The organism is Pseudomonas sp. GG8 (assembly GCF_052976945.1).
Genome location: NZ_JBRIIP010000001.1, coordinates 1,919,066 through 1,942,074 on the forward strand (window position 1 = coordinate 1,919,066; position 23,009 = coordinate 1,942,074).

21 protein-coding genes are annotated in these 23,009 nt (G+C 59.3%); 15 read left to right on the forward strand and 6 right to left on the reverse strand.

Annotated features, from left to right (window positions below; all coding sequences use genetic code 11):
* Positions 1–72 precede the first annotated feature (72 nt).
* The 3 genes from fabB to ACVBEG_RS09365 form a co-directional block, all read right to left on the reverse strand.
* Entirely contained in the window at positions 73–1,293 is a 1,221-nt protein-coding gene (gene fabB, locus ACVBEG_RS09355; RefSeq protein WP_322179529.1) for a beta-ketoacyl-ACP synthase I, read from the reverse strand.
* 10 nt (positions 1,294–1,303) lie between these two features.
* Positions 1,304–1,819: a 3-hydroxyacyl-[acyl-carrier-protein] dehydratase FabA gene (gene fabA, locus ACVBEG_RS09360; protein ID WP_219060823.1), complete on the reverse strand. Its 516-nt coding sequence runs from the start codon at positions 1,817–1,819 to the stop codon at positions 1,304–1,306.
* A 205-nt stretch (positions 1,820–2,024) separates the two neighbouring features.
* Positions 2,025–3,956, reverse strand: coding sequence for a response regulator (locus ACVBEG_RS09365; RefSeq protein WP_447107614.1), 1,932 nt, complete (start codon positions 3,954–3,956; stop codon positions 2,025–2,027).
* 290 nt (positions 3,957–4,246) lie between these two features.
* Between ACVBEG_RS09365 and ACVBEG_RS09370 the strand changes: the two genes are divergently transcribed.
* The 9 genes from ACVBEG_RS09370 (at position 4,247) to ACVBEG_RS09410 (ending at position 12,278) form a co-directional block, all read left to right on the forward strand.
* Entirely contained in the window at positions 4,247–5,269 is a 1,023-nt protein-coding gene (locus ACVBEG_RS09370; protein ID WP_219060825.1) for an NAD(P)H-dependent glycerol-3-phosphate dehydrogenase, read from the forward strand.
* Between the two features lie 44 nt (positions 5,270–5,313).
* Entirely contained in the window at positions 5,314–5,658 is a 345-nt protein-coding gene (locus ACVBEG_RS09375; protein WP_322179527.1) for a DUF4389 domain-containing protein, read from the forward strand.
* A complete protein-coding gene (sixA, locus tag ACVBEG_RS09380; RefSeq protein WP_322179526.1) occupies positions 5,655–6,110 on the forward strand; it encodes a phosphohistidine phosphatase SixA in 456 nt (151 codons plus the stop codon). Before ACVBEG_RS09375 ends, sixA begins: the two co-directional genes overlap by 4 nt.
* Positions 6,111–6,247: 137 nt before the next feature.
* Positions 6,248–7,915 (forward strand): AMP-binding protein, encoded by a 1,668-nt coding sequence (locus ACVBEG_RS09385; protein WP_322215882.1) that lies wholly within the window; start codon positions 6,248–6,250, stop codon positions 7,913–7,915.
* A 51-nt stretch (positions 7,916–7,966) separates the two neighbouring features.
* On the forward strand, positions 7,967–8,410 hold the full coding sequence (locus tag ACVBEG_RS09390; RefSeq protein WP_322215884.1) for a hotdog fold thioesterase: 444 nt from the start codon (positions 7,967–7,969) through the stop codon (positions 8,408–8,410).
* Positions 8,411–8,527: 117 nt separating this feature from the next.
* Positions 8,528–9,337: an alpha/beta fold hydrolase gene (locus ACVBEG_RS09395; RefSeq protein WP_322215886.1), complete on the forward strand. Its 810-nt coding sequence runs from the start codon at positions 8,528–8,530 to the stop codon at positions 9,335–9,337.
* Positions 9,334–10,188 carry an alpha/beta fold hydrolase gene (locus tag ACVBEG_RS09400; RefSeq protein WP_322215888.1) on the forward strand — a complete coding sequence of 285 codons (855 nt, stop codon included), beginning with the start codon at positions 9,334–9,336 and terminating at the stop codon, positions 10,186–10,188. The genes ACVBEG_RS09395 and ACVBEG_RS09400 overlap by 4 nt, the downstream gene beginning before the upstream one ends.
* Before the next feature lie 127 nt (positions 10,189–10,315).
* The gene (locus ACVBEG_RS09405) at positions 10,316–11,134 is read left to right on the forward strand and encodes a DUF4892 domain-containing protein (protein ID WP_322215890.1); all 819 of its coding nucleotides are present in this window, start codon (positions 10,316–10,318) and stop codon (positions 11,132–11,134) included.
* 82 nt (positions 11,135–11,216) lie between these two features.
* Positions 11,217–12,278 carry an AI-2E family transporter gene (locus ACVBEG_RS09410; RefSeq protein ID WP_447107615.1) on the forward strand — a complete coding sequence of 354 codons (1,062 nt, stop codon included), beginning with the start codon at positions 11,217–11,219 and terminating at the stop codon, positions 12,276–12,278.
* Positions 12,279–12,342: 64 nt separating this feature from the next.
* Here the strand turns inward: ACVBEG_RS09410 and ACVBEG_RS09415 are convergent, their stop codons facing one another.
* The 3 genes from ACVBEG_RS09415 to ACVBEG_RS09425 form a co-directional block, all read right to left on the reverse strand.
* Positions 12,343–12,786 (reverse strand): EF-hand domain-containing protein, encoded by a 444-nt coding sequence (locus ACVBEG_RS09415; protein WP_322215895.1) that lies wholly within the window; start codon positions 12,784–12,786, stop codon positions 12,343–12,345.
* Positions 12,787–12,912: 126 nt separating this feature from the next.
* A complete protein-coding gene (locus ACVBEG_RS09420) occupies positions 12,913–13,968 on the reverse strand; it encodes a sensor histidine kinase (RefSeq protein WP_447107616.1) in 1,056 nt (351 codons plus the stop codon).
* Positions 13,965–14,717: a response regulator gene (locus tag ACVBEG_RS09425; RefSeq protein ID WP_322217746.1), complete on the reverse strand. Its 753-nt coding sequence runs from the start codon at positions 14,715–14,717 to the stop codon at positions 13,965–13,967. Before ACVBEG_RS09425 ends, ACVBEG_RS09420 begins: the two co-directional genes overlap by 4 nt.
* 337 nt (positions 14,718–15,054) lie before the next feature.
* On the opposite strand from ACVBEG_RS09425, the gene kdpF reads away from it, so the two are divergent.
* From kdpF to ACVBEG_RS09455, 6 genes are read left to right on the forward strand one after another with little or no spacing between them, the layout of a single operon-like run.
* Positions 15,055–15,144: a K(+)-transporting ATPase subunit F gene (kdpF, locus tag ACVBEG_RS09430; protein ID WP_322179516.1), complete on the forward strand. Its 90-nt coding sequence runs from the start codon at positions 15,055–15,057 to the stop codon at positions 15,142–15,144.
* Between the two features lie 8 nt (positions 15,145–15,152).
* A complete protein-coding gene (gene kdpA / locus ACVBEG_RS09435; protein ID WP_322179515.1) occupies positions 15,153–16,847 on the forward strand; it encodes a potassium-transporting ATPase subunit KdpA in 1,695 nt (564 codons plus the stop codon).
* A gap of 10 nt (positions 16,848–16,857) precedes the next feature.
* Positions 16,858–18,939, forward strand: coding sequence for a potassium-transporting ATPase subunit KdpB (gene kdpB / locus ACVBEG_RS09440; RefSeq protein ID WP_322179514.1), 2,082 nt, complete (start codon positions 16,858–16,860; stop codon positions 18,937–18,939).
* Positions 18,940–18,999: 60 nt separating this feature from the next.
* Positions 19,000–19,560, forward strand: a complete 561-nt coding sequence (gene kdpC, locus ACVBEG_RS09445) for a potassium-transporting ATPase subunit KdpC (RefSeq protein ID WP_322179513.1) — start codon at positions 19,000–19,002, stop codon at positions 19,558–19,560.
* Positions 19,561–19,573: 13 nt separating this feature from the next.
* Positions 19,574–22,231 carry a sensor histidine kinase KdpD gene (locus ACVBEG_RS09450; protein WP_322215901.1) on the forward strand — a complete coding sequence of 886 codons (2,658 nt, stop codon included), beginning with the start codon at positions 19,574–19,576 and terminating at the stop codon, positions 22,229–22,231.
* Between the two features lie 49 nt (positions 22,232–22,280).
* The gene (locus tag ACVBEG_RS09455; RefSeq protein WP_322179511.1) at positions 22,281–22,970 is read left to right on the forward strand and encodes a response regulator; all 690 of its coding nucleotides are present in this window, start codon (positions 22,281–22,283) and stop codon (positions 22,968–22,970) included.
* Positions 22,971–23,009: the final 39 nt, after the last annotated feature.

Sequence of the window (23,009 nt, forward strand, 5' to 3'; positions counted from 1 at the left end):
TCACAAGGTGCTGTGGGTGCGAAAAAAAGCGAAGAAAAACGGCACCCGAGGGTGCCGTTTTATATGCAGGTATTACTTACCCTGCCAGCGTTTCAGCACCAAGGTGGCATTGGTGCCACCGAAGCCGAAGCTGTTGCTCATGACCTGATCGACTTTTGCGTTTTCACGGGTCTTGAGCAGTATCGGCATGTCGGCGACAACCGGGTCCAGCTCTTCGATGTTGGCAGAGCCAGCAATGAAGTTGCCTTCCATCATCAGCATGCAATAGATCGCCTCGTGAACGCCGGCAGCGCCCAGAGAGTGACCCGACAAGCTTTTGGTCGAGCTGATAGCAGGCGCATTGGTGCCGAAGACTTCACGTACACCTTCCATCTCTTTCGCGTCGCCGACCGGAGTCGAAGTCCCGTGAGTGTTGATGTAGTCGATCGGGCCTTCAACAGTGGACAGCGCCATTTGCATGCAGCGAATAGCGCCTTCGCCGCTTGGGGCGACCATGTCGTAGCCATCTGACGTTGCACCGTAGCCGACGATTTCTGCGTAGATTTTCGCGCCACGAGCCAGAGCATGCTCCAGCTCTTCAACCACGACCATGCCACCGCCACCGGCAATGACGAAACCGTCACGTTTGGCATCGTAAGCGCGGGAGGCTTTCTCCGGCGTTTCGTTGTACTGGCTGGACAGAGCGCCCATCGCGTCGAACAGGAACGACTGGCTCCAGTGCTCCTCTTCACCGCCACCGGCGAAGACCACGTCCTGTTTACCCATCTGGATCTGTTCCATTGCGTTACCGATGCAGTGAGCACTGGTGGCGCAGGCAGACGCGATGGAGTAGTTCAGGCCCTTGATCTTGAACGGGGTGGCCAAACAGGCGGAGACGGTGCTGCTCATGGTCCGCGTGACGCGGTATGGGCCAACGCGCTTGACGCCTTTTTCGCGAAGGATGTCCAGCGCTTCCATCTGGTTAAGCGTCGACGCGCCGCCGCTGCCGGCAATCAGGCCTGTGCGCGGGTTGGACACCTGGTCTTCGGACAGCCCGGAGTCGACGATAGCGTCCTTCATGGCCAGGTAAGCGTAAGCCGCTGCATGGCCGACGAAGCGATAGATCTTGCGATCGATCAGCTCTTCGAGGTTGAGGTCAATGGAGCCGGAAACCTGGCTACGCAGACCCATTTCGGCATATTCCGGATTGAAACGGATGCCAGGGCGGCTTGCACGCAGATTAGCGGAAACGGTGTCTTTGTCATTGCCCAAGCAGGAAACAATGCCCAGACCAGTGATAACGACGCGGCGCATGCGGATACCCTTAGAAATTTTCAGTGGAAGTGAACAGGCCGACCCGAAGGCCTTCGGCACTGTAGATTTCGCGACCATCAACGCTCACGGTGCCGTCGGCAATTGCCAGGACCAGTTTGCCTTTCATGGTGCGTTTGATATGGATGTTGTAGGTGATTTTTTTTGCGGTCGGAAGAACCTGACCGTAAAACTTCACTTCGCCCGACCCCAAAGCTCGGCCGCGGCCAGGATTACCCTGCCAACCGAGATAGAAGCCGACGAGTTGCCACATGGCATCAAGGCCCAGGCAGCCTGGCATCACCGGGTCACCTTCGAAGTGACAGGCGAAGAACCACAGGTCCGGATTGATATCCAGCTCGGCGACCAATTCACCTTTACCGTACTTGCCACCCTCTGCGCTGATATGGGTAATGCGATCTACCATCAGCATGTTCGGGGCGGGCAGTTGCGCGTTACCTGGGCCGAACAGCTCACCGCGACTGCAGCGCAGCAGGTCTTCCCGGGTATAGGCGTTTTGTTGGGTCATGCGAGCTCCTCAATAATCCTGTGCGGCAGGGTAAGGCAAATTTTCCTGTCCGGCTGACGCGCCAGGTCTCTGCCGTCAGCCTACTCATAGACTATTGCGTTGTAGTGAAAGTCACAGCACAAGGGAAATGAAAGTACACTTGTGCACTGGAATTATTATCCAAGCAGCGTTTGCGAGCTGATCTGGTCACTAAGACTGCCGTAATTTAGCATTTATCGCCAGTCGCAGATGCTTGAAAGGGCAGCCAACGCTGAAGAACTTGCTGTAAATCAGTACGTTTGAAGGGTTTTGCGAGGTAATCGCTCATTCCCGCCTGTAAGCAGGCCTCCCGATCACCGTGCAATGCGTTGGCGGTCAGGGCGATGATGGGCACCTGAATGCAGTTTGTCAGTTGACGAATCTGCCGCGTCGCTTCGTAGCCGTCGATCACTGGCAGGCGACAATCCATGAGTATCGCCGCAAAATTTCCAGTCTGAGCCACGCTCACAGCCTGCGCCCCATCGCTGACCACGCTGACCTGGAAGCCCAGACTGCGCAGCATCGCCTCGACCACGGTCTGATTGACCGGGTTGTCCTCAACCAGCAGCACATGCTGATTTTTGCCGTTGCTGTTACCCGCGAGGAAGGTCGGTACCTGTTCAGGGGCTTTTTTCCTGTGCAGCGCCAGCGGAATCTCAAGGGTGAAGATTGATCCCATGCTTTCTTCGCTCCGTGCCCGCAGCGTTCCGCCCATCCGCTCGGCCAGGCTTCTGGCGATAGGCAAACCTAGCCCAGTACCGCCATACCGCCGGGAGATCGAGCTGTCCGCCTGTTCAAAGGCATTGAACATCAGTTCCAGGCGCTCGGCGGAGATGCCGATGCCGCTGTCGCATACCGTGCAGGTGAACCAGACCGACTCCTGATCCAGAGGCTGCCACCGGGTCTCGATCTGTACGCTACCCAGGTCAGTGAATTTCAATGCGTTGCCGATCAGATTGACCAGAATTTGCCGAATACGGGTCGGATCACCTTCGACCTCCAGGGTCTCCAGTCCCGGAGGGATATTCAGCTCCAGCGAGATGCCGCGTTGCTGGGCGTTATGGTGGAAAGCCTGGGCCGAGGTGCTGATTAGTTCAGCCAGATTGAACGGTATATGCTCCAGCGCCAGCGCTTCGCGCTCAATACGCGAGAAGTCGAGGATGTCGTTGATCACCCGCAGTAAATGCTCGGTTGATTCAGTCGCCAACGCAGCGTATTCAGTCTGCTCATCGGTCATTTGGGTGGTTTCCATCAACTGCAGCATCCCCAGTACACCGTTCATGGGCGTGCGCAGTTCGTGACTCATCATGGCCAAAAAGTTGGATTTGGCGCTGTTGGCGCGTTCGGCTTCTTCCCGGGTCTGAATCAGTTGGTCAATGGTCTGTTGCTGTTCGCGGCTGGCGCGTTCAAGTCCGTAGGCTAGGTTATTGATGTGTCGCGCCAAGTCACCCAGTTCGCTGTCGTCGGTCACCGGTAATGGCCTGTTGTAGTCACCTTGCTGGATTGCCTTGACCGCTTCACCCATGTCGCTGATCGGTTGCGACAGGCTCAGCGCCAGGCGACGGGCGAGGATATAGGTAAAAAGCAGAGTAAACAGTGCCAGAATCCCGGCCTTGAGCAGGATTTCTTGTTGGCGCTGACTGAATGCATCGTTGGACATGCCGACGATCACCCGGCCCAGGTAATCCTCATTCGACGAGCTGGCCGAGGGTGGCGGGGCTTGCAGGGCGTCATTCCCCAACGGGAGGCTCTGTAACCGGATAGGTGCCTGGAAGATCTCCACTTGAGTGGGTCGTGTGCCGTTTTCCTTCGGTTGCTCGACGTACATCAGCACGTGGTTGGCGTTGTCCTGCACTTCCAGAAAGCGCACGTGGGGCGTGGCCAGTGTAGCGCGCATCAGGCCTTCGAGAACGTCATCGTTGCCCACGATCACGCCATATTCCGACGCTGGAGCCAGCTGGTTGGCGATCAATTGACCGGTATGAGTCAATTCTTGACGCAAGTCCTGAATCCGCACGAAGGTGAAGAAGCTGATCAGCAGTAAGGTCAGTAGCAGCGCCGGTCCCAGACTGATGATTTGGGTGCGGGTGTTGATGCCCCAGTTCAGGCGGAAAGTCATCGGACGCTTTCTCCTGCCACCCGCGGTGGATCGCTCCCCGGCAGGCACGTGAGCTGCGCACACAGTTTTATGATCCATTGGTCATAAACACTGCTTATCCTTGACTGACAGGTCATCGCGAAACGCCATCAAAAGGGGGAGTCGGGCATGGTAACCGACGCTGCGGTAATTTCCATTGAACTTGTAGGGTGTTGATCGGCCTGAATTGAATCTCTTCAAGGCTGGTCGCGCAGGCTCTGCCCCGTATAATGCTGCCATCGCCAGATGTGATGGCTCTAAATGGATTGGTTATGACTCAACAGCAACCTATTGCGGTTCTTGGAGGCGGCAGCTTCGGTACTGCTGTGGCGAATCTGCTGGCAGAGAACGGTTATCCGGTCAGGCAGTGGATGCGCGACCCGGCTCAGGCCGAGGCGATCCGTGTCAACCGCGAGAACCCACGGTACCTCAAAGGCATCAAGGTTCACCCTGCGGTTGAGCCGGTCACGGACTTGTTGACCACACTGAACGGCAGCGAGTTGATTTTCGTCGCCTTGCCCTCCAGCGCCTTGCGTTCGGTGCTGGCGCCTCATGCTGACCTTTTGACCGGCAAGATGTTGGTGAGCCTGACCAAAGGCATTGAGGCGCACACCTTCAAGCTGATGAGCGAAATCCTCGAAGAAATCGCCCCGAATGCGCGCATCGGTGTGTTGTCCGGACCCAATCTGGCCCGAGAAATCGCCGAGCACGCGTTGACCGCCACGGTGGTGGCCAGTGCAGATGAAGACCTCTGCCAGCAGGTGCAGGCCGCGCTGCACGGTCGGACGTTTCGCGTGTATGCCAGCGCCGATCGGTTTGGTGTCGAGCTGGGCGGCGCGCTGAAGAATGTGTACGCAATTATCGCGGGCATGGCGGTTGCGTTGGGCATGGGCGAAAACACCAAGAGCATGCTGATCACCCGTGCCTTGGCGGAGATGACCCGGTTTGCCGTGAGTCAGGGCGCTAACCCGATGACGTTTCTCGGCTTGGCCGGGGTCGGCGATTTGATCGTGACCTGCTCATCGCCCAAGAGCCGTAACTATCAGGTGGGTTTCGCCCTTGGTCAGGGTTTGAGTCTTGAAGAGGCCGTCACCCGTTTGGGCGAAGTGGCGGAAGGGGTGAATACCCTGAAGGTGCTCAAGGCCAAATCGGATGAGTTGCAGGTGTATATGCCACTGGTCGCGGGCTTGCATGCGATTCTTTTCGAAGGCCGTACGCTCAATCAAGTCATCGAAGTGTTGATGCGTGCGGAGCCGAAAACCGATGTCGACTTTATTTCCACCAGTGGTTTTTAACCGCGCCACCCTTTAACTGAAGCCCTTAGAAATAGGTGAAGGTCTTGAACGAATCGAAACTCGAACAGAATGAGTCGGTCCTGCTGCGCATCCTGTGGATGCTGCTGTTCGTATTGATCTGGCAATTGGCACAAGTCGTGCTCGGCTGCGTGGTGTTGGTGCAGGTGGGCTACCGCCTGATCTACGGCGCTCCGAGTGGCAGCTTGATGAACTTTGGCGACAGCGTGAGTCAGTACCTGGCGCAGATCGGTCGTTTCGGCGCGTTCCACAGCGACCAGAAGCCCTGGCCTTTCGCCGATTGGCCTGCGCCGCGAGCGCCCGAAGGCGAGGCGCCGCATTGCGTTGCCCCTGCGCCGCATCCCGTCCGAGACGAGGAACCTAAACTGTGAAATTGTGGATTTTGCGCCACGGCGAAGCTCACTCCCATGCGCGCAGCGATGCCGAGCGCGAACTGACCGCTCACGGTCGCGAAGACGTGCTAAAAAGTGCAGCGCACCTGCTGGGCAAGCCGCTGAACCGGATCATCGCCAGCCCCTATGTGCGTGCACAGCAGACGGCTGAACTGGTCCATCAAGTCCTCGGGTTCAACGAGCCGATCGTGACCGTTCCCTGGTTGACTCCGGACAGCGACCCGCAAAAGGTTCTGAGCGAACTGGATCTGTATTCGACGGACGATGTGCTCCTGGTCGGCCATCAACCGCTGGTGGGAGCGCTGGTGGGATTGCTTGTCGACGGTCATTACCGGGAGGCCCAACCCATGAGCACCGCCAGCCTGGCTGAGCTCGAAGGGGATTTTCCGCTGGCGGGTCTGATGGAACTGTGCAGCATTCGGCATCCTTGATCCGGCCGCACAGACACCGATTGTTTGACCGAGCTGATCTCGGCACTCGACCGCACTGCACTTGATTTTGAAATTACTACCAAGCAAGTGCTTGGTCAGCTACGCTTCCCGGAAATAAAAAACCAGGAGCAAGTCGCATGTCTGGCGCTATTCGTTTGCCTCTCGACGTATTCTACGAACGCGAAGCCCGTCATCCGAACAAACGCTATATGGTCCAGCCATTGGCAGGCGGCCACGTGCAGACGTTGAGCTGGTCTGATGTCGGAGATCAGGCCCGGCGCGCGGCACACTGGCTGCGCCGACGTGAATTGCCCCAAGGCAGCCATATTGCGATCATTTCCAAGAACTGCGCCCACTGGATCATTGCCGACCTGGCGATCTGGATGGCTGGCCATGTATCGGTGCCGTTGTATCCCAATCTGACATCTGAATCCGTTGCTCAAGTGCTGGAGCATTCCGAAGCGGCACTGGTGTTTGTCGGCAAGCTCGATGATTGGGCGAGCATGGCTGGCGGCGTCAGGCCCGGCTTGCCTACTGTTGCCTTGCCTATTTGCCCGACGGCCGACTTCGACTTCAACTGGTCCGAGCTGCAGGCCTGTGCGCCGATTCAGGACAACCCGTCGCCCTCGTCAGAGCAATTGGCAACCATCATCTACACGTCCGGCACCACCGGGCTGCCCAAGGGCGTAATGCATACCTTCGGTGGTTTGGCGTTCGCCGCCAGCCACGGGGTCGGCCTATTCCAGTTAGGGGAGCAGGATCGGCTGCTGTCCTACTTGCCGTTATGCCACGTGGCAGAGCGGATGTTCGTCGAGATGGCGTCAATCTATACGGGGCAAACGGTGTTTTTCGCTGAGAGTCTGGACACCTTTCTGGTCGATCTCAAGCGCGCCCGGCCCACTGCAATGTTCGGTGTGCCCCGTATCTGGACCAAGTTCCAGATGGGGGTCTACGACAAGATGTCCGCCGCTCGCCTCGACGCGCTCCTGCGCTTGCCGATCATCGGCAAAATCGTGGGCCGCAGAGTGCTGGCCGGGTTGGGGCTGGATGCGCTGCGCATCGCATTGTCCGGCGCCGCACCTATCCCCGAGGCGTTGATGAACTGGTACCGGCGCTTGGGCCTGGAGGTGCTGGAGGTCTACGGCATGACTGAAAATTGCGGTTATTCGCACATCAGCCTGCCGGGTAAGCAGAAAATTGGCTGGATCGGCCAGCCCTGTCCTCAAGTCGAGGTCCGGATTGATCCGAGCGGCGAAGTACAGGTGCGCAGCGGAGCGACCATGCAGGGTTATTTCAAGGAACCGTTCAAGACTGCCGAAACCATCACCGAGGATGGCTTTTTGCGCACGGGGGACAAAGGCGAGCAGGACGCCGACGGTTATTTACGTCTGACAGGCCGCCTGAAAGAGATTTTCAAAACCAGTAAAGGCAAGTACGTCGCGCCGGCACCCATCGAAAACCGTCTGGCCGTGCACACTCGCATCGAACAAGTGTGTGTGGTCGGCGACGGTTTGAGTGCGCCGCTGGTGTTGTGCGTGTTATCCGCAACAGGTCTGCAAGATGCAGCCAGCGGCGCCCGTAGCGCATTGCATGAGAGCCTGGAAGTGCTGCTTGAAGAGGTCAATGCTGCTCTCGACAAACATGAGCGCTTGCGCAGGCTGATCGTCGTGAAAGATAGTTGGGCGGTCGAGAATGGTTTTCTTACGCCGACCTTGAAAATAAAACGTGCGGTCATCGAGTCGACCTATGGCGCCCGCTTCCAGGAATGGAGCGATCGGTCCGAGGTTGTGCTGTGGCAAGAGTGACCCATTTATGTCTGGCGTTCGTCATGCGAGCGCCACTTAAAAGGATTGAACATGAGCGTATGGCTTAAAACTCCCGATATAGACCAACTCAACGCGCTGCAGAAAAATACCATTGGTGAAGTGCTGGACATTCGTTTCGAGGCATTCGACGAGAGCTCTCTGACCGCGAGCATGGTCATCGACCACCGTACTCATCAACCCTACGGCCTGTTACACGGCGGGGCGTCGGTGGTACTGGCTGAAACCGTGGGCTCCATGGCCAGTTACTTGTGTATTGATCCCGGAAAATTCTTTTGCGTGGGGCTGGAGGTCAACGCAAACCACCTGCGTGGTTTGCGCAATGGTCGTGTCACCGCAGTCGCGCGGCCAGTGCATATCGGCCGCACCACTCACGTCTGGGACATCCGTCTGACCAGCGATGAAGGCAAGGTCAGCTGTGTTTCCCGTCTGACCATGGCTGTTGTACCGGTAGGTGAACAGCCGCCGGCGCGCTGATAGCAAACGGATCATCATTCTGGCTCAAGTGTCACCCTTCCTGGCAGTTACAGTCATTGCTGTGTCGACGATGGATGCGCACAATCGCCGTTGGTTTTTGTTTTTGGACGTATTGGCATGTCGCAACAGGTGTTTTTCGCTCACGCTAACGGGTTTCCGTCGGCTACGTATGGCAAATTGTTCGACGCACTGGCGCCGGATTATGCCGTCGCACATCTGGAGCAGCACGCTCACGATCCACGCTTCCCGGTGAACGACAACTGGCTGAATCTGGTCGACGAGCTGATTCATCACCTGCGCCAGCAACCTGAACCTGTATGGGGCGTAGGACACTCGTTGGGAGGTGTGCTGCACTTTCACGCAGCGTTGCGCTGTCCTGAGCTGTATCGCGGGGTGGTGATGCTCGATTCTCCGGTGCTGACGTGGGTTGACCAGTGGATGATTCGCGCCGCCAAACGCTTTGGTTTCATTGATCGCATCACCCCGGCCGGTCGCACCCTGGGCCGCCGGGAGGCCTTCGCTGACCTGAATGCTGCCCGCACGTATTTCGCCGGCAAGACCTTGTTTCGCGGCTTCGATCCCGAATGTTTAGAGGCCTACCTGCAGCATGGTTTGCAACAGGACGGCGATCAGTTGCGCCTGCGTTTCGACCCAGCGACTGAAATCAGCATTTACCGCAGCGTGCCTCACACGAGTCCCGGTCGGGCGCAGCAGTTGAAAGTGCCACTGGCGGTGGTGCGGGGGCTACGCAGTCGGGTGGTCATGCGTCACCACGCCCATTCGGTGAAACGTATGCCGCAAGGCGAATACCTGTCCATGCCCGGTGGGCATATGTTCCCGCTCGAACGTCCACAAGACACTGCAGCGCTGCTCAAGACCTTGTTCGCTCGCTGGGATGCGCGTTGCGCCGAGCAGGCGTGCGCATGAGCATGCCCGTCGAAGAAGTCCGCCTGAGCCTGCCGCATATTGAATTAGCCGCGCACCTGTTCGGGCCTGAAGACGGTCAGCCGGTGATCGCTTTGCATGGTTGGCTGGACAACGCCAACAGTTTTGCCCGCTTGGCACCGCAGCTCAAAGGCTTGCGTATCGTGGCTCTGGATCTGGCTGGGCATGGTCACTCCGATCATCGTCCGGTGGGTTCCGGTTATACCCTGTGGGACTATGTGCATGACGTGCTGCACGTCGCCGAGCAACTGGGCTGGAAGCGCTTTTCCCTGCTTGGGCATTCATTGGGTGCGATTATCTCGGTGGTGTTGGCGGGTGCGCTGCCTGAGCGTGTGACCCGTCTGGCACTGATCGATGGGGTTATCCCGCCAACCGGCGAAGCCAGTCATGCGGCCGAGCGGTTGGGCATGGCCCTGCAAGCACAACTGAACCTGTCGAATAAGCGCAAACCTGTCTACAGCGATCTGGAACGAGCCGTCGAGGCGCGGATGAAAGGGCTGGTTGCCGTCAGTCGTGAAGCGGCAGAACTGCTGGCTCAACGAGGGTTGATGCCAGTGCCGGGAGGGTACACCTGGCGCAGTGATAGCCGGCTGACGCTGGCCTCTCCTATGCGTTTGACTCGTGAGCAGGCCATGGCGTTCGTCAAACGTGTCAGTTGCCCAACCCATCTGGTGGTGGCTGGGCAGGGCATGTTGGTCCAGCACAGCGAACTGCTGTCACAGCTGACTTTCGAGACCACGACCTTGCCTGGCGGCCATCATTTGCATTTGAATGACGAGGAGGGCGCGCGCGCTGTTGCAGACTGTTTCAATCGCTTTTATGCCGTTCCTTGACTTGCAGCAGGCAACTGCCGAGGCTGGGCGGATTGAAATGGGAGATAACGTTGATGGACCTACCTATCGCTGGCACATGCAAGACGATTAACACTGCCCCAACTTTGGCGATCCGATGAGAACACGTATGCGCTTATCCCGTGTTCTTGGCGTGTCGATCTGCGGCTCGCTGCTCAGCGCGATAGCCTGCGCCGCCGACGTGCCTGGCAGCCACGATCTCGAGGGGGTGCCGCGTTTGGCAGATGCTGAAATCGTCGACTATCGGCCCGTCACGGAGCTGGAGCGAATCTACCCGTTGGGTTCGATCCGCAAGATCAGCGGCCAGTTACGCTTCGACGGCCAGATCGGCGCGCGGGGCAATGTCACCTCGGTGACCTACCAACTGCCTGCTGAACACACCTCTGATGAAGCCTTCACAGCCGCCCGTGAAGCCCTGCAGAAGCAGGGCGCCGAGCTGTTGTTCTGGTGCCAGGCCCGTGATTGTGGGGAAAGCAGTCTGTGGGCCAATGAAGTGTTTGGTAACTCTAAATTGTATGGTGCCGATGAGCAGCAAGCTTATTTGCTGTTGCGTCTGGCTGCGCCGAAAAACGATACGTTGGTGGCCTTGTACAGCATCACTCGCGGCAACCGTCGAGCGTACCTGCATGTCGAGCAGTTCAGCGCAGCAGCACCTTTGGGCGACGTGTTGCCGACCTCGGCAACCTTGTTGCGTCAACTCAAGAGTACCGGTGTGCTGAGTCTTCCCAAACTTACCGGTGAGCCGCAGGATGTTTGGGCGACCCTGCTCTCGCGTGGGCTCAACCTGGATGGCAACCTGCGCGTCACCGTGTCCGGGGCAGATGCCGAGGCCTGGCGTCAGGCATTGATTGCCAAGGGCGTACGTGCCGCGCGGATTGAGGCTGGCAGCGGCGAGAAGCCGGGGCTGTTCGTCGAACTTATTCGCTAGAATCACGCGCTCACCGGCCGAGTACTGGCGCTGCAGGGGTTCGCCGTTATGCTCTCATCATTCGTTTTTTCGAGATAACCCGATGCCCAATAATGATCGCCTGTTGGTGCAGCTCCTGCTCCTGGCGCTGTTCGGTGCCAGTTTCTGGGTGATGGCGCCATTCTGGTCGGCGCTGTTCTGGGGGGCGGTGCTGGCCTTCGCCAGTTGGCCGTTGATGCGCCTGGTAACGCGCTGGCTCAATGGCCGTGAAGCGTTGGCGGCGGGGCTGCTGACCTTGATCTGGATGCTGTTGGTGGCATTGCCGTTGGTGTGGCTAGGGTTCAACCTGGCGGACCACATCCGTGACGTGACGCTCTTCATCAAGGACGTGCAGGTCGACGGCCTGCCTGCGCCGCCTGCATGGCTGTCAGGCGTACCGCTCGTGGGCGAGCGGCTGGTGAGGTTCTGGAACACGATCGATGAGCAGGGCGCTGCGGCGATGGCCGCGATCAAGCCCTACTTGGGTCAAGTCGGCAACTGGCTGCTGGCTCGTAGCGCGCAGATCGGTGGCGGGATTCTCGACCTGACCTTGAGTCTGGTGTTCGTGTTCTTCTTCTATCGCGATGGTCCGAGACTGGCGGCATTCGTCTTGAGCCTGCTTGAACGCTTGATCGGCGAGCGTGCCAGTTACTATCTGGACCTGGTGGCGGGTACCGTGCAACGGGTGGTCAATGGCGTGATCGGCACCGCAGCGGCGCAGGCGGTTTTGGCGCTAATCGGCTTTCTGATAGCCGGCATTCCGGGTGCGCTGGTATTAAGCGTTGTCACGTTTCTGCTCAGTCTGGTGCCCATGGGCCCGCCGTTGGTATGGATTCCCGCCACTGCCTGGCTGGCCTGGAAGGGCGAATACGGCATGGCGATTTTTCTCGGCATCTGGGGCACGTTCATCATCAGTGGTGTTGATAACGTACTCAAACCCTACCTGATCAGTCGGGGTGGCAACCTGCCGTTGGTGATCGTTCTGCTTGGGGTGTTTGGCGGTCTGCTGGCATTTGGTTTCATCGGCCTGTTCATCGGCCCGACTTTGCTAGCGGTAGCGTACAGCCTGTTGATCGACTGGACTGCCTCGAAAGACAAAAGGCCTGATACGCCAAGTACCCCATAACCCGTGTTGCACAAGTCGTAACCAAACCCGCCGCGAAACACAGCCTTCGCGACGGGTTTGGTTATCAGGCTGCGACGTTCAGGTGTTTGCCAATGGGCTTGCTGCCGTCTGTTTCATAACGCTGGCTCAGCGCAGCGACCATCTTGCTCAACGCTTCGGCAGCGGCCGTTTTGGCGTTGGCGCTTTGCCCTGTGGTGTCAGTGCCCAGCGCAGAGGACAGTTCGTTGAGGCTGACACTGCCACTGCTGTCGGTATCGAGGTTACTGAACAGCGTGCTGGCATCAGACGTACTGGTACTGGCGGAAGAACCCGTTGTGCTGTTTGTGCTGCTATTGGTGCTGGCGGTGTCCAGCGCGCTGGTCAGTTCATCCTTACTGATACTGCCATCACCGTTAGTGTCCAGTTTGGCCAGCAATTCCTCCTGAAACTTCTTGCTGCTTGCGCTGGCCGTTGTGCTCGAGCTTGAGCTTGTATAGCTCGAATAACTGTTACTGACGCCACTGATCATCGGCTTGACTCCACAGGTTGTTTGGGCTGGTGGCAGTGCACCGGCTTATGAAGCCTCGGGGCGTCAAGTGTCAGGGGTATGTGGGCTTGGTGTCGAGGCTGACACGCACAGTCGCAGCGTCGGATTTTACAGGCGAGGCAGGTCAAGGACGACGGTCAGGCCGCCTCCCGGAGTTTCTTCCAGGTGCAGGTCGCCGCCCATGCGCCGGGCGGCTTCTCGGGCAATGGTCATGCCCATACCGATGCCGCCGGAGTTACGATTACGTGAGCCTTCGACGCGATAGAACGGTTCGAATACCGCCTCACGCAGGACTGCAGCGATCCCGGGCCCTTGATCGCTGATCCGCAGTTGCACCCGTTGTGGGTGATCCTGAATGTCGACATGCGCGTGCCCCGCATAGCGCAGGGCATTATCGATCAGGTTACCCAGGCATGAACCCAACGCCATTGGCTGCGCCATGAACGGTTTGCACTGACCGCTGCTGTGCACGTCATCGCCCTGATCCTGGGCGTTTTCGGTCAGGGATTCGACCAGTGCCTGCACATCGAAAAGCTGCAACGCCTCGCTATTACGCTGTTCGTGCAAGTAGGTCAGGGTGGCATCGAGCATGCCGATCATGTCGTCCAGGTCCTGGCTCATTTGCCCATGCAGCTTCGGTTCGTCGATCTGTTCGAGGCGCAGTTTCAGGCGCGACAGTGGCGTGCGCAGGTCATGAGACATGGCAGCGAGCATACGTCCGCGTTGCTGGACCTGTTCGCGGATGCGCTGCTGCATCAAGTTGAACGTCTGCGCCGCCTGACGCGCCTCACGTGGGCCGCTGACTTCCAACGGTTGGCTGTCGAGGTTCTCGCTCAAGCGTTCGGCCGCCTCACTCATGCGCTGGATCGGTCGGCTGAGGGCTTTTGCTCCGTACCAGGCGGCGGCGACCAAGGTGATTAATTGAAATATCAGCGGCACGACGGGGCCCCCGAACAAGGGCGGCCTTCCTGGTGGGCGCTGCATGGGGGGGTGTGAAGCGTCGAAGCCGGGAGGCGGCTGACCGAATGCGTCCGGCATAAGGGGAGGCGGCGGGGGTGGTCCGTAATGCATGAACCACATGAATGCCAGCACATGCGCCAACAGGATCGCGACCAACGCCCCGCCGAATAGACGGGCGAACAGTGTGTCGGCCGAGCGGATCAACCGATGTCCCTGGCGTCGAACAGATAACCTTCGCCGCGTACAGTTTTGATCAGTTGCGGTGCTCTCGGGTCATCTCCGAGCTTCTGTCGCAGGCGCGATACCAGTAAATCGATGCTGCGGTCGAAGGCTTCTATGGTCCGGCCGCGTGCTGCATCCAGCAATTGCTCACGATTGAGCACGCGCCGTGGGCGTTCAAGAAACACGCGCAGCAGGCGGAACTCGGCGTTGGACAGTGGCACCACCAAGCCATCGGGCGCGGTCAATTGGCGCATTACGCTGTTCAGGCGCCAGGCGTCGAAACGGATGGTGTTGCGCGGCTCGCTTCGGTCGTCGCGCACCCGGCGCAACACAGTCTGGATGCGTGCCACCAGCTCGCGGGGTTCGAAAGGCTTGGCCATGTAGTCGTCGGCACCCAGTTCCAGACCAATGATGCGGTCGGTGGGCTCGCAACGGGCGGTCAGCATCAAAATAGGAATGTCCGATGTACCGCGTAGCCAGCGGCACAGCGATAGGCCGTCTTCACCGGGCAGCATCAGATCCAGTACAACCACGTCGAAGGTCTCTTCGCCGAGCGCCTGGCGCATGGCGCTGCCATCGGTCACGCCGCGGCAGTGGATGTTGAAACGGGCCAGGTAATCGCAAAGAAGTTCGCGTATGGGCACATCGTCGTCAACGATCAGGGCGCGGGTATTCCAGCGGCGTTCATCGGTCGGAGCGTTGTCGATACTGATAGGGCTGACTGCTTGCATGGTACGACTGTCGCCTGAGGTGGCTGCCATCACTGGCCGCGATTGAAGAACAACGCTGCCCGCCATGCTACTTCGCTGGCGCGCGGGGCGGAAGGCTGTTGTGTCCGAGTGTCCGGCGGTTGTCTGGAATGTATCGGGTTGGATACAAAGCCTGACTGTTGTAGCGGTGATGGCATCTTCGCGAAGGATATCCCCCCGGTCCTCCTGAGGCCCCCCCTGTAAATCCCATTGTTTACGCTTTCTTTATGCCCATCCGGGTTCGTCGATCTCGTTCCTTTACACCCTCCCTGCGGACAATGGCTGACACGCGGCAGTTGCCGTACGACGGAGAATTTCCATGAGCGTTCTGGACGGGGTGTCACTGCTGTTGGCGGCAGGGCTGTTCATTTACTTACTGGTGGCGCTGTTACGCGCTAACCGGAATTAGGAGCAGCCATGCACAGTTATGACTATCTACTGATCCTGGCTTTTTTTGCGCTGGTGCTGCTGCCGGCGCCATGGCTAGGACGTTATTACTACCGGGTCATGGAAGGGGAACGAACTTTCTTGACCCCGGTATTGGGTCCGGTCGAGCGCGTCTGTTATCGCCTGTCCGGGGTTGATCCGCAGACCGAACAGAGTTGGAAAAACTACGCCTTGGCCTTGCTCGCCTTCAACCTGGCGGGTTTCGTCCTGTTGTTCGCGATTCTGCTGTTCCAGGGCGCTCTGCCGCTCAACCCGCAGCAACTACCGGGAATGGAGTGGTCGCTGGCGTTCAACACAGCAATGAGTTTTGTCACCAACACCAACTGGCAGAACTACAGCGGTGAAGCCTCGCTCAGCTACTTGAGTCAGATGGCTGGCCTGACTGTGCAGAACTTCGTCAGTGCCGCCACCGGCATCGCGGTGCTGATTGCATTTTGCCGTGGCATCAGCCGTCGTTCGACGCAAAATCTGGGTAACTTCTGGGCCGATATGACCCGCGCCACCCTTTACGGGCTGCTGCCGTTGTGTCTGGTGCTGGCCTTGTTTCTGGTCTGGCAGGGCGTTCCGCAAACCTTCGCTCATTACGTGGACGCGGTGACCCTGCAAGGCGCCAATCAGAGCATCCCGTTGGGGCCGGCGGCCAGCCAGATCGCGATCAAGCAACTGGGCACCAACGGTGGTGGTTTCTTCGGGGTCAACTCGGCGCATCCGTTCGAGAACCCGACAGCCTGGAGCAACCTGTTCGAGCTGGTATCAATCATTCTGATTCCGGTGGCGCTGGTGTTCACCTTCGGTAACTACGTCAAAGACATGCGTCAAAGCAAGGCCATCATGGCGTGCATGCTGACCCTGTTTCTGGTCGGTGGCGCGACGGCGATGTGGGCCGAGTATCAACCGAACCCGACCCTGAATATCGCGTCGGTCGAGCAAACCGCACCGATGGAAGGCAAGGAAAGCCGTTTCGGTACCACCGGCAGCGTGCTCTGGACCGCGACCACCACCGCTGCGTCCAATGGTTCGGTCAACGCGATGCACGATAGCCTCAACCCGCTGACCGGCATGGTGGCGCTGGTCAACATGATGGTCGGCGAAGTGATCTTCGGCGGGGTTGGCGCGGGTCTCTACGGCATGCTCCTCAATGTATTGATCGCGGTATTCCTTGCCGGTCTGATGATCGGACGCACCCCTGAGTACCTGGGCAAAAAGCTACAAGCCAGGGAAGTTCAGCTACTGGTCGCGACCTTGCTGGTGATGCCCGTTGGTGTGCTGGTATTCGGCGCTTTGGCCGCGAGCTTGCCGGGACCGATGGCGGCGGTCAGTAATCCGGGTCCACATGGTTTCAGTCAGTTGTTGTATGCCTACACCTCAGCCACCGCCAACAACGGTTCGGCGTTCGCCGGGTACAGCGCGAACACCTTGTTCCATAACTTGATGCTCAGCCTGTCGATGTTCCTCGGTCGCTTTGGTTACATTCTGCCGGTGCTGGCGCTGGCTGGCAGCCTGGCGGCGAAAAAGACCGCACCCTTGGGCCTGAATAGCTTCCCGACCCATGGCACGTTATTCGTCACCCTGTTGACGATGACCATTTTGTTGATTGGTGGCTTGAACTTCTTGCCGACATTGGCGCTGGGGCCGATTGCCGAACACCTGAGCATGGGCTTCTGAGGAACAGATCATGAATATGCCAACGCAAGTAACTAAAATCGCTGAAAAACAACCCGTGGCTGAACACACAGCGCATGCCAGCAAAAGTGTCACGCTATCGGCGTTATGGCGCCCGGCACTGGTGCAAGCGTTCGTCAAGCTTGATCCACGCCAGTTGCAGCGTGCGCCCGTCATGCTGGTGGTCGAACTGACTGCCATCTTGACGACCTTTCTGTGCCTGGTGCCTGATCCTCAGGTGCCGACCTCGGTAGCGGTGCAAATCGCTATCTGGTTGTGGTTCACCGTACTGTTCGCCAACTTTGCGGAAGCGCTGGCCGAAGGTCGTGGCAAGGCCCGCGCCGATAGCCTTAAGGCCGGTAGCGAAGGCCTCAAGGCACGGCTCAAGGATGATGGCGGAACCTTCCGCATGGTCGAAGCCAGCCGCCTGCGTAAAGGCGATGTGGTCCGCGTCGAAGTGGGCGAGATGATCCCCGGTGACGGGGAGGTCATCGAAGGTATAGCCGCCGTCAACGAGGCAGCGATTACGGGCGAATCCGCACCGGTGATTCGCGAGTCGGGCGGCGATCGTTCAGCGGTCACCGGCAATACCCGGCTGGTGTCCGACTGGTTGTTGGTGCGTATCACCGCCAACCCAGGCGAGTCCACTCTGGATCGAATGATTGCGCTGGTGGAAGGTGCCAAACGGCAGAAAACCCCCAACGAAATTGCGCTGGATATTCTGCTGATCGGCTTGACCCTGATCTTCTTGCTGGTGGTGGTGACGTTGCAGCCATTCGCCCACTTCGCAGGCGGTAGTTTACCGCTGGTGTTTTTGGTGGCGCTGCTGGTGACCTTGATTCCGACCACCATCGGTGGCTTGTTGTCGGCCATTGGTATTGCCGGGATGGACCGTCTGGTCAGGCTCAATGTCATCGCCAAATCCGGTCGTGCAGTGGAAGCCGCCGGAGACGTGCACGTGTTGCTGCTGGACAAGACCGGCACCATCACTTTCGGCAACCGCCGCTGCACCGCGATACACCCCGCGCCGGGTGTCAGCGCCAAGGAGCTGGGTGAGGGCGCGTTGTTGGCCTCGCTGGCGGATGATACGGCTGAAGGCAAGTCGATTGTCGAATACCTGCGTGAGCTGCACCCGATGGTCGAACCCAATGTCGCGACGCTGACACCGGTAGCGTTCAGCGCTGAAACCCGCTTGTCCGGGGTCGACTATCAAGGCCGGGTTTATCGTAAAGGCGCGGTGGATTCGCTGTTGGCGTTCATTGATGTCAAACGCACGGACCTGATGCCAGCGCTGGTCCGGGAAGTCGAAAAGATCGCCAAAACCGGGGGCACGCCGCTCCTGGTGTGCGTGGACGGCAAGTTGCTGGGCGTGATCCACCTCAAGGACGTTGTCAAACCAGGCATCCGTGAGCGGTTCGCCGAATTGCGCAAGCTGGGGATTCGCACGGTCATGGTGACAGGCGACAACCCATTGACCGCAGCCGCGATTGCCGCTGAAGCCGGGGTCGATGACGTTCTGGCCGAAGCGACCCCAGAGAAAAAGCTGGAGCGCATTCGTCTGGAGCAGAACGACGGTCGTTTGGTCGCAATGTGTGGCGACGGTGCCAACGATGCCCCTGCCTTGGCACAGGCTGACGTTGGCATGGCGATGAACGATGGCACTCAGGCGGCGCGTGAGGCGGCGAACATGGTCGACCTCGACAGCGACCCGACCAAACTGCTGGATGTGGTGCAGATCGGCAAAGAATTGCTGGTGACTCGCGGAGCCTTGACCACCTTTTCTATTGCCAACGACGTGGCCAAGTACTTCGCGATCCTGCCTGCGTTGTTCGCTTCGATCTACCCGCAGTTGGGGGTGCTCAATGTCATGCACCTGGCCAGTCCGCAGAGCGCCATTCTCTCGGCCATTGTCTTCAACGCGTTGATCATCGTGGTGCTGATCCCGCTGGCGCTGCGTGGCGTGCGTGTGCAGGCAGCCAGTGCGGCTCATCTGTTGCGCCGCAACTTGTTGATCTATGGCCTGGGCGGGATTGTTGTGCCGTTCGTGGGGATCAAGCTGATCGACATGTTGCTCACCGGGTTGCATCTGGTTTAAGCGAGTTACCTTCGCCGTGCTCGACAGGGGGCGGCGTTCACACTGAATGAGGATTCGATGATGTCGACTGTATTGCGTCCGGCCCTGAGCCTGATCGTTTTAATGACCTTGATCACCGGCGTGGCGTACCCGCTGGTGGTCACCGGGATTGCCCAAGTGGCGTTCCCTGTTCAAGCCAATGGCAGCCTGTTACGCGACACCCATGGTACCGTGCGTGGTTCTGAGCTGATCTCGCAGAATTTTACCGGTGATGGCTGGTTCCACTCACGTCCCTCTGCCGGGGCCTTTGCCACGGTATCGAGCAGTGCCAGCAACCTGTCGCCGAGCAACCCGGCGCTCGCCGCGCGGGTCGCGGCGGACGTCGCCAATGAGGTGGTTCCCGGGCAAGGCGCGGTACCTTTGGCCCTGCTGACGACCTCGGGCAGCGGCCTGGACCCACACTTGCCGCCCGAAGCCGTGGCCTATCAGGTAGCGCGCGTTGCCGCTGCGCGTAATCTGTCGACGACAACGGTGCAACGACTGGTGAATGAAAACACCTATCGGCCACTGATTGGCCCACCCGTGGTAAACGTGTTGACCTTGAATCAAACCTTGAATGAGTTACCTTCTGCGCAATTGTGATGCGAGAGCAACTATGAGTAACGCTGGTCGAGCCGATGCACTATTAGCCGATCTGCCCCGAGAAGGTCGCGGGCGGCTCAAGGTATTTCTCGGCGCCGCGCCGGGGGTGGGCAAAACTTACGCCATGCTCCAGGCGGCCCATGCGCAGTTGCACCAGGGCGTGCAGGTCGTGGCGGGCGTGGTGGAAACCCATGGCCGGGCCGAAACCGAAGCGTTGCTCAGCGGTTTGCCACAACAACCAATGGTGCGCTCGGAATACCGTGGCGTCACACTGGAAGAAATGGACCTGGATGGCCTGCTCAAGGCCGCACCGACACTGGTGCTGGTCGACGAACTGGCCCATAGCAATGCACCCGGCAGCCGCCACACCAAGCGTTGGCAAGACATTCAGGAATTGCTCGCGGCGGGGATCAATGTCTACACCACCGTTAACGTCCAGCATCTGGAAAGCCTCAATGATCAGGTGCGCGGTATCACCGGGGTGCAGGTCCGCGAAACCTTGCCCGACTGGGTGTTGCAGGAAGCCTATGAGCTGGTGCTGATCGACCTGCCTCCGCGTGAGCTGCTGGAGCGGTTGCGTGACGGCAAGGTTTATGTGCCGGAGCAGGCCAGGGCAGCCATTGATGCGTATTTCACCCAGACCAACCTGACGGCGTTGCGCGAGTTGGCGATGCAGACCGCAGCGGCTCAGGTCGATGATGATCTAGCCTTGGGTTACCGTCAGTTGGGTCAGGCCGCGCCCGCAGTACGCGGTCGATTGCTGGTGGGTATCGACGGTGATGCCCAGGCCGAGCGTCTGGTGCGACATGCCAGTCGGGTGGCGCAACGTCGGCATCTGCCCTGGAGTCTGGTGCATGTCGATAACGGCAAGGTCATCAATGAACAGGCCCGGATGCGCCTGCAAAACGCCCAACAGCTTGCAGAGCGCCTTGGCGGCGAAGTGGTGTTGCTGCGCGCGGGTGAAGTGGCAAAAACCCTGATCCAACATGCAGCCGAGCGGCGCGCAAGCCTGGTGCTGGTGGGTCAATCGCGTCTATGTTTGCGCAGACGGCTGTTTGGCGGTGGTCTGGCGGCACGCTTGCTGCGCGATGCCCATGGCCTTGAAATCAATGTGCTCGACAGTGAAGCTCAGCCAGATCAGCCGCGCTCGCATTCGACCCGCGCAGTCGTCTGGTTCGATTATGGTCTGGCATTGATTGCCACGGTTCTGGCCACTGCCTTGGCTTGGGGAGTGGCAAGTGTGCTGGCGCTGCCGAACATCTCTCTGGTATTCCTCGCGGCGGTGTTGCTGGTGGCGGTGCGCAGCAGTCTCGGTCCGGCACTGGCCTGTGCGGCGCTGTCGTTTCTGGCCTACGACTTTCTCTTCATTCCCCCTATATTCTCGTTCAGCATCCAGCGTGAAGAAGATGTGCTGACGCTGTTGTTTTTTCTGTTGATGGCAGCCTTGACCGGCAACCTGGCTGCTCGGCAGCGTCGGCAGTTGGAGGCCTTGCGCGACACTCAGGAGGAAACCAGCGAATTGCTCGACTTGTCGCGCAAACTCACGGCCGCCACTGATCGTCAGGCGGTATTGAGTGCTGCCGAGCAACATCTGAATGGCTGGAAAGAGCTACAGGTGTGCCTGCTCAATCGAGACGGGCATAACGGCTGGAAGGTCGAAGTCGGCAGCCCCTTACAGCTTTCTGAAACCGAACGTGCTGCAGCGGACTGGGCGTGGCAACACGATCAGCCCGCGGGGTTGGGTACGGGCACTTTACCGCTGGGTCGTTGGTGGTGGTGGCCGCTGTCGATGGAAGAGGGGCCCTTGGCATTGCTCGGTGTTTGCCCGCGTGAGGGGCAACCATTTACCGACCAGCGTCGGCGCCTGCTGACCGCGCTCAGCCAACCACTGGCGCAGGCGCTGGCTCGGGCGCAACTGGCTGAAGAGCTGGAGGCCGCACGTCTGCACGGTGAAACCGAACAGCTGCGCAGTGCTTTGCTAGCCTCGGTGTCCCACGACCTGCGCACCCCCTTGACCGCCATGCGCGGCGGTATCGACAGTTTGCTGGCCTTGGGCGAGGCGATTCCCCTGGAAGACCGCCGCGAGTTGCTTGAAGGCACTCGCGACGAGGCCGAGCGTCTGGATCGTTATATCCAGAACTTGCTGGACATGACGCGCCTGGGCCATGGCGCGTTGAAGCTGGCGCGGGACTGGGTGTCTCCCGGCGACATCGTCGGCAGCGCCCTCAATCGCTTGCGCACGGTGCTGGCGCCCTTGCAGGTCAGCACTCACGTGCCGGCGGATTTGCCGCTGCTTTTCGTGCACGCCGCGCTGATCGAGCAGGCGCTGGTCAACGTGCTGGAAAATGCCGCACGTTTTTCGCCGTCGCAGGGGCGTTTGCGGGTGGAGGCTGGCGCCAGTGACAACGAATTATTTTTCTCCGTGAGCGACGAAGGACCGGGGATTCCCGAAGCCGAACGGGCGAAGATTTTCGACATGTTCTACACCGCAGCGCGGGGTGACCGGGGCGGGCAGGGTACAGGTCTGGGCTTGGCGATCTGCCAAGGTATGGTGGGTGCCCATGGCGGAAGGATTACCGTCGCGGATGGCATCGACGGGCGAGGTACCTGTATCACCTTGCACCTACCCCTGCAGACTCAGCCTGAAGCAGAAATGGAGCACACGCGGTGATGGCGTCTTGGGTTACGCTTGTTGTCTATTGTGAAACGGCAAGGCAACCATGAGCCAGACCTCGACCATCCTGGTGATTGATGATGAGCCGCAGATCCGCAAGTTTCTGCGCATCAGCCTGGCCTCGCAAGGCTACAAAGTGCTTGAAGCCAGTACCGGTACCGAAGGCTTGAGCCAGGCTGCATTGAACAAGCCGGACCTGCTGGTGCTTGACCTCGGTCTGCCGGACATGGACGGCCAGGACGTGCTGCGGGCGTTTCGTGAATGGTCGACAGTGCCGGTACTGGTGCTGTCGGTACGCGCCAGTGAGGGACAGAAAGTCCAGGCGCTGGACAACGGCGCCAACGATTACGTGACTAAACCGTTCGGTATTCAAGAGTTTCTGGCGCGGGTCCGTGCGTTATTGCGTCAGGCGCCCAGCGGTGAGGCACAGGAAGCAGCGCTGATATTCGGGCCACTGACAGTGGATCTGGCCTATCGGCGGGTGTTGCTCGACGGTGTTGAAGTGGGGCTGACACGCAAGGAATACGCGGTGCTGGCGCAACTGGCCCGGTATCCAGGGCGAGTCATCACCCAGCAGCAGTTACTCAAGGATATCTGGGGTCCAACCCATACCGAAGACAGTCACTACCTGCGCATTGTCGTCGGCCATCTGCGCCAGAAACTGGTCGACGACCCGACCGATCCGCGCTTCATCGTGACTGAAGCCGGGGTGGGGTATCGGTTGCGGGAGCGTTAAATCTGCGGTGTCTGCAAGGACGCTTTCGCCAACACGGTC

Coding starts and splice junctions, on each gene's coding strand:
- ACVBEG_RS09410 (WP_447107615.1), top strand. CDS start 11,217: ATGCCCAATAATGATCGCCTGTTGGTGCAGCTCCTGCTCCTGGCGCTG.
- ACVBEG_RS09405 (WP_322215890.1), top strand. CDS start 10,316: ATGCGCTTATCCCGTGTTCTTGGCGTGTCGATCTGCGGCTCGCTGCTC.
- ACVBEG_RS09385 (WP_322215882.1), top strand. CDS start 6,248: ATGTCTGGCGCTATTCGTTTGCCTCTCGACGTATTCTACGAACGCGAA.
- kdpC (WP_322179513.1), top strand. CDS start 19,000: ATGTCGACTGTATTGCGTCCGGCCCTGAGCCTGATCGTTTTAATGACC.
- kdpF (WP_322179516.1), top strand. CDS start 15,055: ATGAGCGTTCTGGACGGGGTGTCACTGCTGTTGGCGGCAGGGCTGTTC.
- kdpA (WP_322179515.1), top strand. CDS start 15,153: ATGCACAGTTATGACTATCTACTGATCCTGGCTTTTTTTGCGCTGGTG.
- ACVBEG_RS09395 (WP_322215886.1), top strand. CDS start 8,528: ATGTCGCAACAGGTGTTTTTCGCTCACGCTAACGGGTTTCCGTCGGCT.
- ACVBEG_RS09365 (WP_447107614.1), bottom strand. CDS start 3,956: ATGACTTTCCGCCTGAACTGGGGCATCAACACCCGCACCCAAATCATC.
- ACVBEG_RS09390 (WP_322215884.1), top strand. CDS start 7,967: ATGAGCGTATGGCTTAAAACTCCCGATATAGACCAACTCAACGCGCTG.
- ACVBEG_RS09450 (WP_322215901.1), top strand. CDS start 19,574: ATGAGTAACGCTGGTCGAGCCGATGCACTATTAGCCGATCTGCCCCGA.
- kdpB (WP_322179514.1), top strand. CDS start 16,858: ATGAATATGCCAACGCAAGTAACTAAAATCGCTGAAAAACAACCCGTG.
- ACVBEG_RS09415 (WP_322215895.1), bottom strand. CDS start 12,786: ATGATCAGTGGCGTCAGTAACAGTTATTCGAGCTATACAAGCTCAAGC.
- fabB (WP_322179529.1), bottom strand. CDS start 1,293: ATGCGCCGCGTCGTTATCACTGGTCTGGGCATTGTTTCCTGCTTGGGC.
- ACVBEG_RS09425 (WP_322217746.1), bottom strand. CDS start 14,717: ATGCAAGCAGTCAGCCCTATCAGTATCGACAACGCTCCGACCGATGAA.
- ACVBEG_RS09370 (WP_219060825.1), top strand. CDS start 4,247: ATGACTCAACAGCAACCTATTGCGGTTCTTGGAGGCGGCAGCTTCGGT.
- ACVBEG_RS09400 (WP_322215888.1), top strand. CDS start 9,334: ATGAGCATGCCCGTCGAAGAAGTCCGCCTGAGCCTGCCGCATATTGAA.
- fabA (WP_219060823.1), bottom strand. CDS start 1,819: ATGACCCAACAAAACGCCTATACCCGGGAAGACCTGCTGCGCTGCAGT.
- ACVBEG_RS09455 (WP_322179511.1), top strand. CDS start 22,281: ATGAGCCAGACCTCGACCATCCTGGTGATTGATGATGAGCCGCAGATC.